The sequence below is a fragment of the Paenibacillus sp. JT22N7 genome (assembly GCF_059383875.1).
Genome location: NZ_JBXENY010000004.1, coordinates 80,502 through 97,929, shown reverse-complemented (window position 1 = coordinate 97,929; position 17,428 = coordinate 80,502). Strand labels below are relative to the sequence as shown.

The following is a 17,428-nucleotide window of genomic DNA, read 5'->3' as shown; positions in this document are numbered from 1 at the left end:
GGATGAAAAGATGGATTGATGTAGATCCGCTTGATTGGTTTTACAGAGATACGCTCGTGGCGACCCGGCTGAAGACAGATGCTACAGGGGAAGTCGATGTGTTGGCAGGAATGACCTATAACAAGTTTGTGGATGGCTATGAAAGAATGATCAAACGCTTCGTGACCATTGAAGGGCAGCAGGAGTTTCTTGTACCCGATTATAAATACCATGTGGATAATCCTTTATTTGTGCTGGTAGGCGGCGTCGAAATTATGCCTGAGAAGGTGGAAACAGGCAAGGTTACGATGTCCAATCCAATGACTGCAGGGATTGAAGTGTTATGTGTCGCTTATGGCAGACCAGAGATGAAACGAATTGGCTGTCTGGATACCCCTTATACAGGCTGCTCCGATTTTAGATTGCCTTCTGCAGAGCTGAAGCACAAGTCGACGTATTTTTTCAGCATGAACTATAAGCCTGAAACCTGTACGGTGATGGGCATTAAGCTGAAGCGCAAAATCATTACGATACAAGCTGGCGAGGATGCGGATCTAAAAATAAGAAATGCCGTTAATTTTAAACGGGATGTATTTGTTATTCACAAGGGTAAAGTTTATTTGCCTTATATGTATAACGGTTTCCCGGCTGTTATTGGCTATAATGCCAAAATAAACGGGGCTAATCGGCGGACTGTTGAGACGGTTATGGTAGATTCAAGCTGTATAGCATTAAATGACCGGTTTTTTCCTAGTGTACGGATTCGTAGAGGAGATTTCTTCGCGCTTATGGGCCGCCTTTATGAGAATCTTCATAATCGCTACACAGATCGGACTTTTTCATACAATACTTCCCTTGACCGCGTCATTGTGGATCGGGCGGACATTGAAGCGAACTGGTACAAAAATGATGTTTTGACGCTGCTGAATGAGCGTTTTCATGATGGCTGCTTTGTTTTCCCCTTGTATGTGGATGATAAGTTTGAACCCGAAGCATGCATAACCAGGGCCGAGGCAGTGACCTACTTGAATCGTTTCATTGAGTGGATAACAGAGAAATATAGATAAAGGCAGGTGATAAATTTGACTAAAGTATCTAATATGCAATATCCTACGGATCAATTGATGCGCGATATGATGGAGAAGGTTAATGCGCTTGGCAACGAACCGAGAGTCATTGTCGAGCTTGATAAAATGACCTATGTGCCAGGGCTGCGCAGGAAATATGATGCTGTGCAATATGTCGTCGAGAGTGCTGTATCCGAGCTTATATCTATTGATTCTGCAAAGCAATTGACCAGTTACGTAGATGGTCAGCCAATCGACATTCCAACCGAGCTAAGAAATACAAATATGTCGATGCCCATTTTGCAAAGCTCCACGATGAGAGGCCGTACAACGGATAATAATACGATTCAAGGGATGGTCATTACTTCGAGACATAGATCAGCCAATACAAAAAGGCCGAAACATAAGGGTCTTGATCTTGATTTAGCAATGAATGATCCTGTGTACGCAATATGGGCCGGTAAAGTAACCTTTTCAAAGTATAATGGGAACTACGGAAATGTGGTTTATGTGGACCACGGAAATGGCTGGCAAACAAGATATGCTCATTTAAACAAGCTTGTCGCAAGTGTAGGGCAAAGAGTAGGGGCAGGCGAGCTGATTGGACTAGGAGGAAACACAGGAACCTATAGGTCAAATGGTGGAGATGGTACGCATCTTCATTTTGAAGTCAGGCTTAACAACAATGATTTGAACCCGGAGCCTTTTTTACGTGGTACGCAAACTATCCAAATTCCCTCAAAGGCAGAGTCTATCCCGATAGGAGACTTCTCAGCACCGGATACTCTTCTGCTGCAGGAGGCAGGAGCGAGCATTCAGGAATATCATATGAATGCGACGGCTTACATTGCAAAATGCTACAAATGTTCCGGAATTACGAAGAGTGGTACGGATGTGCGGGTATGGAGGGATTGGAAAATTATTGCCGTCGATCCTTCCGTTATTCCTCTAAAAAGTATGGTGGAACTCATTGTAGATGGAGTGAGCTGGGGAGAGTATTTAGCAGATGATACAGGTGGAGCTATTAAAGGCAATCGTATAGATATACTAATGGAGACCGAGCAGCAAGCGTTAAACTTTGGTCGGAAACAGGTTGTTGTCCGGGTCAAAGGCTATGGAGATGGCAAGCCGAGAACCGCCAATCAGGAATTGAGCAAGGAAATGGTCACCTATCAGGTTAATAAAACAACGTCAAAGCAAACGTATTATAAAGATTTTACATCCAAACGGACTAGTCTTGACGTGAAAAAATACACCGAATTAACTGGTGCAGAACAGTTTATGGCACAGGATGACGGTACGCAGTTCAATGTGCTTGGTTTTAAAGGGACAAGCCGGGCTGGAGCTGTCAAAACGATTGTTTTTGAACATGATTGGGTAAAAACAGGGAATTTGGCTTGGGCATACATGGCCGATTTGGAGCTGGAGGATATTATTACCGTAAAGGTCGATGATTATTTGATCACTCAAATAAAAGGAATCAGCGCCAAAAACGGCATTGCTTATCCGGCATCCATTCCGATTCCTAAAGGCCATCATAAAGTAGAGATTTCTTTCGCTAATCCGTCGAAAGCTTCGGTTGGTAAGTTCGGCCTGCTCTGGATTAGAGCAAAGGAGTTCGACGTGGAAACCATTGAGCGCAAGCAAATGTGGGATTTCGAAGATGGCATGAATAGCGCCAACAACTGGACGCCTTATGGAACGGTCAAGCAGACCGATAAAGGCGATCATCAAGCAATCTCCACAGCGGGCGGAGAAGCGGGCATTGAACGATTGGGCAAGGTGAAGAAATTTCCGTTTACGATTAACTTTATTGTCAAAGTCGAGCCGGGAACAACGGGACGTTTATATATTGGCAACGGCACGAAAGCGTTTCTAATTCGCATAAATGACAGCAGCGTGTCAGCTCAAGGTGGAGGAAGCTACAATGTAGATAATAAAAGCGATTTTGTTGAATATACCGTTGTCTGCCATGATGAAACGGATGTCGACATATATGTGAAAATAGACGATGTGTGGAAAAACACAGGTGTTCGAGGCACAGCGATGAGCTATACGGCGAATCGAATTTTGTTCGCTGTAGGTGCTGGCACGATGTACCTGGATCAGGTGAATTATTCAGCTAATGACTATGCTATCGAACAATTTGCGACTCATATTGCCGATGCCTATAAGGAAAAGTGGTACGAAGTAGGCGAATTTGTGTTTGAAGAAATGTTCACTGTGGATGCAGATGTTATGCAATGGGAAGTTAATTCGCATATGGATATGTCATCTCGAACAGCCAAGGTGACGCTCAATAATGCTTCCGGTATTTATTCGCCAACGTGGGAGAGGAAGCCGGAATTTCCTGATTCCTACCGATTGAATGAGTCTCCTATGACTTATTATGAAGAGGGCGAAATTAGACATGTCATTAGTGAAGGAACGCCGATCCGTATCTACGCCGGCTATGGAGATGAGGTTGTGCGTGTATTTACGGGCATGATTAAAGGGGAAATTCAAGAGAACTCGGAAAATAAGACGATTTCATTCAGCTGCGTAGACCGGTTTGATATGCTGGAGGAATTCGTATTCTATAAGCCCATGCAGTATCCTCCGGAGGAGGCTTTTGCTGCGGAAAGTGGAGTTTTTTCATGGATTAAATCAAGCATTGTGGAGGATATCGTTGTTGCCTCGGGCATGACTGGCTGGAAAACACATCCTGAAGACCTTCGTCACGCGGATTATGAGATTGAGGATACGGTGTATATTGATGTGAATAAAGGCAAACACACATTCATGAAGTTCAATCAGGAAACAGGGGAGCTGGAGGCTGTCTCCCAGGAATCCATTATGACAGTTGGCGGCTGGCAAAATCCTTTTGTCGCTTCCGTCTCTTTCCCAATTGGTACAAGGGCAACAGATGCTCTCCAATCCCTTATTCAAGATATTCCTTATCGTGTGTACTGTGATCGTTACGGCACTTTCAAGATGGAACGAATGGATTTTCTCGATTCTCCCGATTGGATGGTCGTTTCAGGAATGAAGTGGGAGTTTATTGATGGAGATAATTTGCTAGGTGTCACTTCTTCAACTGATTATTCCCGTGTTCGCAACCATTTAATGATATCTGGCTCTACAGGAATGGTGGAGCATTTCTTTGATAAGTCGCTGCTTGTAGCTACTAAAGGGAATATTCGTACGGCAGGCTCGCAGCTCGAGTGGATTGAAGAAGTAGACGGGGCTACGATGCGGGGATTAAAAGAAGAGGTAGCGAATAAAATATTTTTTGATCTCAAGCGCCAGGCTCGTACGAAAAATGTAGTAGTGAAAGGGAATCCGTTAATTGAGATTTTGGATGCTGTATATGTATATGATGCAAAAACATTTACCGCCAATTATTATTTGGTCAAAGGTAATCGTCTGGTAGGCAACAACCAAGGTATTATTAATAATTTGGAGCTGACCTGGCAGACGCTCTCAAATGTCGGTTCTTAACACAAGGTAAAGGGAACAGTTACGTCACAGACGTTAATTGTTTCCTTTTTTTCTTATAATGCAAGCGAGAGTGAGGTGTTATTTTGAATAATTTTATTAATGCGAATGAGATATTTCCGATTCTCGATCTTATCCGTAGAGAAATAAAGAAAACGGGCTTATACAAGGGTGGAGACGACCTAAGTATCGTTGACCATGCTGCCGAAGAACCCCTTGTTTTAAGTGTAGATGTGCTTAGGGAGATGGCTGGTTATCCCGCTTTAGTGACTTCCGTCGTTTACACCTATGATAATGGGACGGTTGAGATTTTGACGCTGGAGCGAAATGAGCAGCTAATTGTGGTAGCTTTCCAAATTGAAATTGCAACGGCTGCTGTTTTAAACGAGGAATTAGAGTCGGAAACGAATATCGCAACTTTTAGTACGGTTAGAGGCACTATTACTAGAGAGAACGGTATATTCAAGAATCTGAAGCTTGATTATATAAAGGCGGTGTAATAGATGTCCAGCGGTGCTAATTTTGCTAGTTATGTCGTTGGGGGGCGGCTAGATCCTCCCTTTATGCCAACTAAAACCAACCCTTATATTGAGGGAATTATGTTGGAATCACAGTCTGCTGGAAAAGTAGAAAACAAGCTGCAGCTTACAGAGGATTGTGAATTGCTTTCAGTAGCAGTTGGGGTATCCCATTACGAAGCCAAAGATTATTGGAATCTCTATGTTGGAGAGAAGCTCGTTTGTAGAAATATTTATACAAAGGACATTCCGGAAGGCATGTATTTAACGGCAATTATCCCTTGTCCAAGCGGGACTCAGCTGCACTTTGAATTTTTTAATGAGGGCGGAAAGCCTAAGTATGTGTGGGTGAATTATCAGACTCTCAAATAGAAAGAAGGTGAACATATGGCCGATACAGCCTACCAGCCGACACCTTGGCTGGATACGATGCTCAATGAAGAGCATCTGCTGGAAGGACTTGTAGGCATTTGCGAAAATAATGGCTGGACGAAGATTAGAGAATTTACGAAGGTCGCTTATTCCAATAAGCTCACCAAACCTACGATTAGGCGACTTTATTTACCTCTGGCAAACCCGGTGGTCGATTTGCCTGAACTTTTAAATAACGATTATTTCATTTATTTGGACGGCAGGATTATGCCCTTCTCCTATTATACCGAAAGTAAAAATGCAAACGGAACGACACGGATTACGTTTGAGCCAGGGGTTGCAGGTCAATGTGCCATTTACTACAGCTCTGTTCAGGCTGAGGATACGTTTGATTTTTATGTAGCTAAACACCACATCCTGATGAATGCATCCGGCAATATTTTTGGTATGGCGATGCTTGCGAAGGTAACGGAGCAGATTGGAAATACGGAGTGCCGCGTTCCCTTCGCTATTTATGAACCGTTGGCTGACTATGGAACGGAGCTTACACCACAGAGCACTGGAATATTCTCATGGGCTATTCAAAAAGCGGAGGAGGATCGTTTGTATGAGACGCATACCCTCTATTTTTACCAGCTTGATAAATTTATAGGTACGGGAAAAATGCTTGTGGGATGGGACAATCCGGCGGAATTAAAACGTCTTGCATTGGATGCCGAAATTCAGACCTCCATGTGGGGCCTTAACAGCCAGACCAAAGCGTTACAGTTTAAAATCACACATAAATTTCCACAGCTTTATCAATCGCCGATTACTGTTGCTCGAACGCGTATACCGCAGCTGGAGCATACAGAGAAATTTGCTTTTGCCGATGTGAAATATACAAATTGGTGGGAAGACAGCAAGGTTTTCTTGAAGGGTTTTATAGATGGGAAATCACTTATGTTTATTATTCATGCGGACACGGCTCCAATATGGGATAGCAACGCAGTGCCTTCTATACCTTTGTATATGGGTGATTTTGATATGGGTGACTCAGTGGACGAGGTTGTAAATAGGGAAATCAAGTTTGATTTTTCAGGTGCAACAACGCGGAGCTCTACCATTATTTCGAACAAGCCAATGGTGAATTACCGCTCTAAAGTGAAGGTATGGCTTATGGGAGATGCGGATGGAGGAAGATCCGACGAGTTTGTGCGCCTTACGATAGCGGGGCAAGTAATAGGTCACTTTACGACTACAGCAACAGTAGAGCCAACCAATAATCGTGAAGACGCAGAGTATATGGGCGAATTTGATATCACGAATATTCAAGGGAAAAGCGCAGTTACAATTGAAGCGGTTAGCGGCGATGGTGTAAGCGTGTATTATCCTGTTGCGGCTCGTATGTGGCTTGAATTTACGCTTCAAACGGAAACATCTGACGATATGGCTCCTGCTGCTTTATTCGCTGGAACTGCTTATTACAAGGAAGGAGCAGCTCTGGAAGCGTCATTAAAGAGATCGGCAGAGCTAGACTATGACGATGTGGAGCTTAAGCAAGAAATTCTCCAGCCCATGATGAAAGACTACCCCAGTTATCCGAGCAACGGTATTGATTCGGTTATGGTCAAACGAACAAAATATGGAGCAAGATATCAGGCGCATTATCTTTCCTGGAATATTCCATCGAACGTGATGCCGCCGACTCGGGAAGAGAAGGATGGGAAGAAGCATCCTCGTGCCTGGAATAACTATGAAACGGATGTTTACAAATATCAATTTAATCCGTCTAGGTACAGTGATAAAGCCCATTCATCCCGAGCTTTATTAATCCATCCCGAGGATGGCACATATGGTACGCTGCGCAACGTTATTCTCGTCTCTCCCTTAACTATAATGAATGGTGACGAGCTGAAGGCTGTCAAAAACCACTGTGATGCGGAAAACAAGTACGAGGTATACGCTTACTATTTAGTCGAAGGTATTTCACCATTGACGAAAAGGCCAGCTACCGGATTTAGACCGGCAGGCCTTGGCATTTTAAAAGGTGGCTATACGTTGCCCGAGATTCCACCGCCACCACCTGCGCCGCCTGCCTTTACTGCCACCATTAATCCGGGAATATCCGTTATTGAAGAAGGAGATTCGCTTAAAATTTCTTCGTTATACAGCAGGCATTCACCAATTGCGTACTATCAATGGACGGTTTCCAGTGATGTGCATAAAGGAGATTATACCGTTAATGATGCTGAGTACACCTTCCATCATGCCGGACAGTATACTGTAACCTTTAAGATTTGGAATGAACGGGAGCAGCATGCTGCTGTCACGGCAACGGTTCTGGTCAAAGCGAAGCCGGTTCCGCCACCACCGCCGCCACCGCCTCCTTCAGGCACCATGCAGTGTGGTCATATGAATGATAGTGGCGGAGGGGTTTTGACAGAGAAGTATCATGAATTGGGAGCAAGAGCGGGTAATGTGAGAATTGATTATTCAATGGAGGTTGTGCCTGATCGGATCGATGTTTATTACCGGGATCAGCTAGTAGCTTCTTCTAATAATTATGTTTCCGGCAGCGGCTCATTGCATTTTGCTTACAGCCCTGTGGCTGGAATTACGCAGATCAAGGTAGTCATGAAATCACAATCAGAGGGCACCTCCTGGAGTTATACCGTTCACTGCCCTGTTTAGAAGGGAAATCAATGATTGAACAATTAAAGAATTGAGCAAAGGAGTGTTAAATAAATGGCATTTATCGATACAACGCCTGCTTCCTTCACCTATAAGGTAACGGAAGAGAACCTGCAGTGGAGACTGGGTGAATTGCTTGCCACAGCAGGCTGGAAAATCGCAGCTAATTTTAAAAAGATTATCTATGATGCAATCTGGACAAGGCCATCTGGACCATCCAATGAGAAAACAATGGTGCGAAATACAGTTGCAGAGCACTACATTTATGAAAATGCAGAAGGCAAAATGTTTGGCGTAGCTATTGTGGGAAGTTGGGAACTGTCTGTAGGAGCCATGAGGGAACTGAAAATGGATCCGAAGGTTGCGATTAAGGATAAGTTTCATGAATGGGCAAGTAATGAATTTAGAAATTATCGAGCACCGCATACTCTTTATATGTACATGTTAGAGAAGTTATCTGGATTAGGTCCGAATACACCTGATATTGTATTTCCTTGGGATGGCAGTGATGCAAGTGAGCAATTGCGTGCAGCAGTAGATATTGAAGCGCAAGAGAGTAAGTGGAGCTTAGAAACAAATTCCAATGGTACCTATACGATTTCAAGAGCGTTTCTAGATCGAATGCAGTCTCCTATTATGACGACTGGCTTGCGAACCAATCTTTTAGACAGCTATTATGCTTCATCTTACAGTGCACCTGCCCAGTATACGAACTGGTGGACTGACTCGGAAATTTCGATTAAAGGCCATTTGAGTCCTACAAATTTGTTCCTCATTATTCAGTCCGACAATGTGCCAGCACCAGAAGGAAACTTAGTCCCATCCATTCCGCTTTATTTTGGGAAAATTGACCCGATTGAAGAAGGTGACGAAGCTTATGCGATGTTTGTAGGTTCCGTTCCGAGAGAGAATACAATCGATAAAATTGCGAAATATGATTTCGATAATACGACAAGGATGCCGAGCATTCTTCCGTTGTTGAAAAGCTATCCGAAATACCCAGCCAATGGGTTGGATAATGTCATGATGAGCCGTTCCAAGTTGGGTGCCCGCTATCAAGCGTATTACTTGTCATGGAACGCGCCGCCAAACGCGATTCCGCCACAACGCGCCTCAGATGGCAAGGACTATCCAAGAGCATGGAATAATGCAGAAAATCCATTGTACAAATACTCATTTAATCCTTCACGTTATAGCCAGAAGGTGCATACTTCCAAAGTGTATTTAATCCATCCTGAGGAAGGTGTCCGGGGTTCACTTAAAGATACCATTGCTTTGTCTGCGTTGTCGTTTAATGCGAATAAGCTTCGTGTGCGTAAGGCGCTTTGCCCAAATGAGTATGATGTTTTCCGCTACTTCATGGTAGAAGGAATTTCACCTTTCACGAAAAAGCCCGGCACGCAATATCGTCCGGCAGGTATAGGTTTGTATGTCAACTCAGTAGATGAAGAAGGAAATGAGATTACGTAATAAAGGCTTCGGCTGCCCTAACCAAGCAGCCGGCCTATTTAAACGAGAGGTGGTCACATTATGTGGTTTGATAAAGACTCTAATATTCAACAGCTGCCATTAGACATGGAAAAGCTGTTTAACAACAATGGCTGGAATACGTTCATCAAGTACCGTTCTGTCTACAAAAATACGAAATTTGCCGATGTCCGTTTGTTCCGTTCGCGAGGCAGCGACGGGCAAGTCAGAAATTTCGGTATGGTTTACGGCTATGGTACTAAAAACACCGCGACGCTGGGTGAAGCAGATTTTATTTCTCAAAACTCTATTCTAGGGCAATTAGTACGTATTCCGGACACTGACAGGGGTTTTCAATTTAAAGTATATCCTATCGTTAAGGATACGGTCATTATCTATAGAAACGGTGTTGAGGTACCTAAAACAGACTATACGCTCGATGATTTTAAAGGACAAGTCCTTATGGGGGAGGCACCGGTAGAGGGAGATAAGTATACAGTATCTTACGAGCCTGCCCAGATTGCTCCTAGACCGCCTAAACGCATGTATTTCTTTACTTTTGATGATGTGCGCGGGGAAAAAATTGTACAAGCTATGAGTGATGCTGTATACATTGGAGATCCGGAATCGATTCTTCCAGACGGCGATGGCTCGCGCAAATCGTTTCCTATTCCTACAACGGCGACACTTAAAGCGGGTACTGTGACTTTTTATAAAAATAAAGTTGAGGTATCGCCTGACTTATATACAGTCAATTATGCTAGCAATACGATTACAATGACAGGTGCTGCTCCAGAGTCTGGCGCAGAGATGAACGTTTCTTACATTAAGGTGTTGAACGGAAATGGCACAGATACGCTCGACTACGGCGATATTCCGGTAAAAAGCTTCGATCCAGATAAAGGGGATCAGCTGCTTAATGCAGCATATACCGCTATTTATTATCTGTATCCGTCACTCCCAACCGCAATGTCCTTTACACCGATGGATGATTTTTCACGCGGCTGGCAGCGGGACTCGACCATTTATTATTGGGGCAATATTACCAAAGACCGCATTGTTATGTTTCTCCGCCCAGACCCGACACCAGGGCCGGAAAATACGTATTATGCACCGCTCTATATTGGTCGCTTGACGACTTTGGGCAAAGCGCCGCGGAAGAACCATGTTATTATGTCTGGCTGCCGCGCAGCCGATGAAGTGAAATGGAAAGCGAATATGAAGCTCGGTGCACTATTCGTTGACTATGGAAACAATACTTCAAATGGCAATAGCTCTGTACAATTGCAGCAGTCGATTGGCGGCACCTATTACCAGCATCATTATCTTGCTTTTATCTCCCATGACAAGCAGGTGGACGAGGGCGAAGCGAGATTCAATCCATCTGTATACAGCGGAAAATATCATATTTCTCCAATGTATATTGTGCATCCAAATGACGGTTTTGTCGGTAAATTGGATGAATGCTACGCTGTACACCCGAAAAATATTTCCCAGCTTGATGAGCTGGAGGTTGTGGAAACGGCTGAAAATGAAGATTTGGGCAAAGGCGACGGCACGAGAGCGGTATTCCATCTGTCACATCGTCCGTCGCTGAAAAATGACGGTACGCCCTTCAACATTAAAATTAAAGTGGATTGCGTCGAAATGGAATATGGTACGGATTATACGATTGAAATGGAGACGAAAGCCATTACTTTTGCTGCGGGCTATATTCCAGGAGATGGAGAAGAGGTTATTGCGACCTATGATTATAAACAGCTATATCGGTATACGCTGGCTGATACTCCTGTAAGTCCGCTTACACTGGCCAATATGTCGCCATTTGCTCCAATCGGTCTTGGCATTTTGAAAGAAACGTTAATCAAGAATCAGGGGTAATAGCTTAATTTAATAAGCAAGGGAGGTAGGCGGTGAAATGCTGAACGGTAAAAAATCTTACCTGCTCAGTTTCACCGCCCTTTTTTCAAAAAAGGGCTATGAACTGACGTTCGGTTTGGACTACTTGGTCGATGTGCATAACCAATATCATCTGACTGCTCCAGTGAGCAGCACGTATCAGGCATTAATTGAAGACAAGATGAAGGAGGCGGGAAAAACACCGAATGTGGCAACCGGGGCATTCGGAAAAAGCTATAAAGCCAGCTATGTGTCTGAACCGGAAGGGAAAGAGATGGAAACCGTTCTGGCCAGCATAGTCAACTACCTAAACCGGGTTCATGAGTATTTAAGCGCTGATTATAGTGTCATAAGATCACCGCTGGTTCAAATGGATGAAGCGGAGGCTTCTAATCATACGGACGTATTAGAAGCAGCCTTGAGTGAAGGGAATGAAGCCACTTTTCGAACCATCCCTGAAGTGGGTGAAGTAGTAGGGAGCATGTCCGCCACCCAAACGGATGCCGATCTATTGGCCGAACAGTTCAAATTAGGGGAACAACGATCACCATGGGCTGAAAATCAATCTGACGTTCAATCACGTTATGTATTCGATGTTGTGAATGCAAGTAGGGCAACTAGGCTCTCTGATGTTGAGCAGGTTATTCCCGAATCGACGCAGCCTGTTCAGGCCGTTTCCTTTTATGAAAATGAGAGACAACATATAGTAGACCAGCCAACTGGATTTAGTCCTGCTATTAATCAATCTAAGGATTTTGATATTGAAATGGAAGCTTTTCATGCGGTTCAAAAAAATAATCACTTTTTATACGGAACGACTGGACAGTCCTTCTCCCATACAATAAGGCAAAACGAAGAGGCGGATGGGGAGATTGAAGCTTTCTCCAACACTACAAATGTTACAGACGGCACACATGAAGCTTATACAGCCCGCTATTATAACGCCGGTTCCGCAAGCAAAGATGAGGTTGTACAAGTCGAGCTGGAGAGTGCCTACTCAGGAAATAAGGAAGAAGGAACTGCGGAGATGCTCGCAGAGGCGGTCGACGGCAGCCGCAGGGAAGCAGACGTTGCATGGTCTACGTATAGTAGTGTAGATAATGTGAATGCAGATGCTCAAATCAATTTACTCGCAGCTTCTTCCAGCCATTCTGGAGTTGAAGGAGAAATAGCTGCGGACACCCTCTCAGACCATATAAAGCAAATTTTATCCAGTGATCCGCATGTAAGCAAAGTAGCCAGACTTATGGAAATTATGTATGGATCGGCTGCGTTTGAGATGATTGAATCGGGGATGGAACAAATAGGAACTCGTGCTTTGTCTGAAAAGCTTTCAGAGGCTGATGCTCAGGCTGCTGCAGATGCGATCATCGACTCACTGGAACAGATGTTTACTGAAGCTCGGGCAGATGGATTCATGCATGTTACGGAGACCGCTGGGGGAAGCGGCAATCTGCTTTCTTTTACAAGCGAAACCGAACTTGCGGAGGCCAGCGGCAATAAAGCGGGTATTGCGGAAATTCCGGAACATGCTTATACTCGCTCACCCTATAGCGGCCTAATGGATGAAATGACTCTAATCAATCAGTCGGGTTGGGGCCAGGAAGCATTGCTGCATCATATTGGACAAGCCATGACTGATGCTAACAGCAAGCTTGCGGAAAGACCTGATTTTGATTATGCCAATAAAGCAGGGCAGGCAGAAGGCGTACAGGATATAACTCAGACAGCCGCCAATGGGCTTGGACTTGAGGATACGAATCTGCAGCTGTCAGAAACGGCCCAGTATGTGGATAGGATGAAGGATTATGTGATGCAGGAGACGGAGCAAGCGCAGTACAAAGATTATCTCACTTATCAGAGTGAAAATGACCGTACGGAGGCGAGCTATGTCACGGAGTTTGAAGGAACGGCTCAACCTATGGAAACGTCGATGTTTAAAGATAAGGATACACAATTGCTGATATCGGATCCCGCAATGGGCGAGTCTGCTTCCGACTATAACTCCATTCTTCACCAGCCGGACAAAGCCGCAATTGCAGCTTCTAACGAAGATGCCTTCTATGAAAATGTGGAAGGGGCTGATTTGTTCGCGCCTGACTATTTCAATATTCTTCATCAGGATGAGAGAGCTGAATCTATAAATAGCAATGAGGTCATCATGGAGTTGGATGGAGTAGGGAGAGGGGAAACCGTGCTTGATGCGATCAGGCATGAAGAAGGCTCCACTCATTTTGGTGATGTCATTATGCCGGCTATTTTGGATGAAACGGCTGGTGGCCAGAGTGAAACCGTGCTTAATGCTGTTACACAGCTAAGCCATTCGGCAGAAAATAAACTTTCCATAAATGGTGGTAATGAGGAAGAAATCATTTCAGCTGATAATGTATTGTCGATTAATGGTGGTGATGTAGCGGAAGCGAATGAAGCCATTCGCAAACGGCGGCTCACGGAAACGAAAATTCAGGAGCATGAACAATCAAGCCGCAAGCATGCACCGCTGGAAGTGGATATTGAAAGCTCCGAGCATGCTGAACGGAAACGCATTATACATCAAACAGAGCCGATATCCCCATCGGCAGGAGAACGTCGCAAAGCTATCTTGGAGACTGATATTGCTCAGCCAATCGGCGGGAAACGTCATAAAACGATTGGAGTTTCAATTGATGAAGCTGAACAAGGACGGATGACTACGCATCCTGAACAGAAGAAACCAAGAATTTGGCTCATTATTGGAAAGATAGCATCGTGGAGCATATGGAACTGGAAGAAAACAAGGTAGGTGATAAAATTGGGTATTTATAGAAAAACGAGTGGGCTCCTGTTTGATGATGGATTTGAATACGAGAATCTTCATGCTCGCTATACACTCTCTCCTCTTCATGCGGGAGATTTGGACCATTCGCTTCAACAGTTTGTTTTAAATCATTCGGAAGAAGACAATGTGCTGCTATTTGATATTCCAGAATCAGAACACAGTCTGCTCTTCGAGGTAACAGCAGATTATGTCCCAACAGAGCATAAGGACGAGGGGGGAATTGTTGTCTGGAAGGATGGCGAGTCCCGTATTGAATTTTTGGAAAGTCTGGATACAGCTGTACGGGAGTACAGCAAATGGCGAGCGCTCAGAACAGGGAACCGATGGACGTTTTATGCAGATCGCGGTAGTGGGTGGGAGCTTTTTGATACCGATATTTTGGCCGCGAATAAACTTGGAGTTGCACTAAAGAGCAGAGACAGCAACGGTTTTGTTCCCCTGAAATTGGATCGACTAGTGCTTTGCAAAAGCGATAAAATAACAGTCGGTAATTTAGCTGAAGGCTGCACGGTATATTTATGTGATGAATTCGGCAACTCCATTGCATCGTCAACGGTGGAAAGAACCTGGACAGGTGTGGATATCCAGGTTCCCACAGCTCCTTATTATGGGATGATCAAGGTTTATGACAGCAATGGCATTCTTCTATCGAGCTTAAATGCCTTTAATATATATGGAGGGGATACCTTCCTATTTGGTACCGAACTGCAAGTACACTGGCAAGGCAAGGAGCTTAACGTAACAAAAGATACCTATTTGGGAACGATGTATGACAATATGACGGTCGTTCAAATGGAGCTAGTCAATCCCTCGTCTAATAAGACAGCTAAAAATGTTAAATTGGGTATTCTCCAGTACCTCGATAAGTTTGGCTACGAGTGGGTCGATTTGTGTCATGACAATGTGGACCAGCCAGCAATGGATTTTTCCCCGACGCTTGAGCTGCCGGAAGTTTCTCCCTTAGGCCGTATAAAGTTTTGGATGAAGGTTGAACGGAAAAATGAACATTTTGATATCAAACCGTTGAATTTTATTTTGGATATTAATCATGTGTAGGGAGGTGGAACGATGGCCGGAACTAAAATGACATTGAAGCGTTATGGCAAGAAGGAGACTTTTTACTGGGACAGCCTCGAGCTTATTGTGGATCAAGCTTATTTGGACAGCGGCAAAGGTTTATTTATTGTGCTTGACCCATACACCTACATTCCAGATATTGGGCAAATTGAAGTTCATTTTAATGGGCAGCAATTGCTATCGGGTGGCGGCTATGAGGAAGTGGATAAACGGACAATCCGTTTGGATTTGGGCAGTTATCCTCTGGATTATGGGGATTCCGCTTTAGCCGGCCAACCGGTCGCCTTGAAACTAGGTGACGAAATTCATATTCGAATTTGGAAGCTTGAGTATTTTGAGAAAGGCACGACTATTGGCTGGGAGCAGGATGCAGAGCTTCTTAGGAAGCTTGAGCAGGAGATCATTAAGGCTAGAAAATATAAGGAGCAGGATGCGCCGCATCTGGATCTTGATGCTCGCCTGGATTCCATTGAGCGCCGGGCTGAAAGCAAGACGATGGTTTTTGTGCTTAATAAGGTCAAAAATGGTGTCGCTAAAATGGATATTCGCTTTCCATATGAAGGGATTATTACGGAGGTGTATGCTTCCTGCTCTACAACAGGCAGCGAAGCTACCTTAATGGATATAGAGAAGTGCTCGCAGGAACAATTGGATACAAGCCCTAGCTGGACGAGTATTCTGCACTCAGGTTTGACCATTGATGAAGGTGCACACTCCAGCAAGGCGAGTACAAGCCCTTACGATTTGCAAATCGCTGACGTTCATGCAAATGATCATTTTCGAATCCACATCATTCAAGCGGGAGCGGGCATTGAAGGCTTAACCGTCGAACTGGTCATTCAGACAGTTTAAATATTACGCTTTGCTGTGAGAATAAAGCGGGATCTCCTTATAATGAAGGCGGAAAGAGAAAGGAGAGATGAGTAAATATGGCAGGTACGAGAGGGATTGCTAGATTCCGTGGAGAGCAGTTTAACAACAAAATTATGCGGAATCAGCATTTTGATGAGGCGAACAAAATCAGTGAAAACTATATTGATATTGATTTTTCAGCTCATCGGGATGTATTGGAAGACACGAAATTGGATGTGTTTGTTCAAGTTAACGATAAGGTGGTAGCGGGTTTTAACCAGTTGACGGTAACGAACCTTATAGGCTCCCGGCCGGTAGCCACTTCAGTTGCAGTTGAAGGAGTGGTTTTAGAAGAAAAAGTACAAGTTCGTCTTGCCGGTACGGATTCTCCTATTGGAGATGAGGATTCAGACGTTGTATATGGCCGTCTGGAAGAAAATTCAGGGGAGTTTGTTCTCAAATTTTATAGCATAGTGAACGACGCTGAAGAACCATATACGTTCCCCGCAGCTTCGGAAAATGTCGATTTTCGCTATGTAGTACGGACAAACCTTTCGGTTATTCCGGTAGATGCCATTATTAAAGGCGGAGCCGGTTTTGTTGAAGGGGCGACCGATGCTAAAGCGTATATGAATCTTATTCAGCTGATGAAGGATTTGTACGGTGGGGCAGGTTCGCTGGATAATGATGGCGCAGCTAACTTAGCTACGCCGATTGTCCAGCAAATCGCTAGTGAATCGACTGCTCGCGCCAATGCTGATACAGCTATTCTAAGCGATTTTGTATCCACTGCAGCTGGCAAAGGAGCTCAACTGGTAGGGGTAATTACTGACCCAAACTACGCTGGACTTCATGTGCAGGCTGTACTTAGCAACTTGGCAGGACGGCTCGCAGCAGCTGAACAAAGCCTCGGTAAAGTAGAGGAGGAGTCCACCCGCGAAATTTATGAAGCGGTTGGTGGAGAAACTTTATATACACTAGCCAAAGGCAGCGCACGTAAAGATACTCTATTCGTCTATATTAATGGACAATTGCAGTCACCGGGTATTCATTATGTGAACATTGAGAATGGCCAGGGTGATTATACAGGCATTAATTTTGCACCTGATACGCTGCAAATTGTTGAGGGTGTACCGGATGTGCTGGATGTTAGTTATAAAAAAGTACTCTAAAAGGACTATTCGTATAAAAGCCTAATTCATATTCTATTCGTATTCTTTAAACCCGAT

11 protein-coding genes are annotated in these 17,428 nt (G+C 44.3%); all 11 read left to right on the top strand.

The genetic code is table 11. From position 1 onward, the window contains the following. Nucleotides 1–2 precede the first annotated feature (2 nt). Complete coding sequence (locus AC50Y5_RS12025; protein WP_494860871.1) at nucleotides 3–1,046, top strand: hypothetical protein; 1,044 nt, start codon at nucleotides 3–5, stop codon at nucleotides 1,044–1,046. Nucleotides 1,047–1,061: 15 nt separating this feature from the next. Continuing rightward, nucleotides 1,062–4,526 carry a peptidoglycan DD-metalloendopeptidase family protein gene (locus AC50Y5_RS12020; RefSeq protein ID WP_494860869.1) on the top strand — a complete coding sequence of 1,155 codons (3,465 nt, stop codon included), beginning with the start codon at nucleotides 1,062–1,064 and terminating at the stop codon, nucleotides 4,524–4,526. An 83-nt stretch (nucleotides 4,527–4,609) separates the two neighbouring features. Beyond that, nucleotides 4,610–5,023, top strand: coding sequence for a hypothetical protein (locus AC50Y5_RS12015; protein WP_494860867.1), 414 nt, complete (start codon nucleotides 4,610–4,612; stop codon nucleotides 5,021–5,023). Between the two features lie 3 nt (nucleotides 5,024–5,026). Then, the gene (locus AC50Y5_RS12010) at nucleotides 5,027–5,413 is read left to right on the top strand and encodes a DUF8551 domain-containing protein (protein WP_494860865.1); all 387 of its coding nucleotides are present in this window, start codon (nucleotides 5,027–5,029) and stop codon (nucleotides 5,411–5,413) included. A 15-nt stretch (nucleotides 5,414–5,428) separates the two neighbouring features. Then, the gene (locus tag AC50Y5_RS12005; protein WP_494860863.1) at nucleotides 5,429–8,086 is read left to right on the top strand and encodes a PKD domain-containing protein; all 2,658 of its coding nucleotides are present in this window, start codon (nucleotides 5,429–5,431) and stop codon (nucleotides 8,084–8,086) included. A 54-nt stretch (nucleotides 8,087–8,140) separates the two neighbouring features. Further along, nucleotides 8,141–9,556, top strand: coding sequence for a hypothetical protein (locus AC50Y5_RS12000; RefSeq protein ID WP_494860861.1), 1,416 nt, complete (start codon nucleotides 8,141–8,143; stop codon nucleotides 9,554–9,556). A 60-nt stretch (nucleotides 9,557–9,616) separates the two neighbouring features. After that, the gene (locus AC50Y5_RS11995; protein WP_494860859.1) at nucleotides 9,617–11,434 is read left to right on the top strand and encodes a hypothetical protein; all 1,818 of its coding nucleotides are present in this window, start codon (nucleotides 9,617–9,619) and stop codon (nucleotides 11,432–11,434) included. A gap of 37 nt (nucleotides 11,435–11,471) precedes the next feature. Beyond that, nucleotides 11,472–14,234 carry a hypothetical protein gene (locus AC50Y5_RS11990; protein ID WP_494860857.1) on the top strand — a complete coding sequence of 921 codons (2,763 nt, stop codon included), beginning with the start codon at nucleotides 11,472–11,474 and terminating at the stop codon, nucleotides 14,232–14,234. Nucleotides 14,235–14,243: 9 nt separating this feature from the next. After that, nucleotides 14,244–15,326 (top strand): cell adhesion protein, encoded by a 1,083-nt coding sequence (locus tag AC50Y5_RS11985; RefSeq protein ID WP_494860855.1) that lies wholly within the window; start codon nucleotides 14,244–14,246, stop codon nucleotides 15,324–15,326. 12 nt (nucleotides 15,327–15,338) lie between these two features. Then, entirely contained in the window at nucleotides 15,339–16,199 is an 861-nt protein-coding gene (locus AC50Y5_RS11980) for a hypothetical protein (protein ID WP_494860854.1), read from the top strand. A 77-nt stretch (nucleotides 16,200–16,276) separates the two neighbouring features. After that, nucleotides 16,277–17,371 carry a hypothetical protein gene (locus AC50Y5_RS11975; RefSeq protein ID WP_494860852.1) on the top strand — a complete coding sequence of 365 codons (1,095 nt, stop codon included), beginning with the start codon at nucleotides 16,277–16,279 and terminating at the stop codon, nucleotides 17,369–17,371. Nucleotides 17,372–17,428 lie beyond the last annotated feature (57 nt).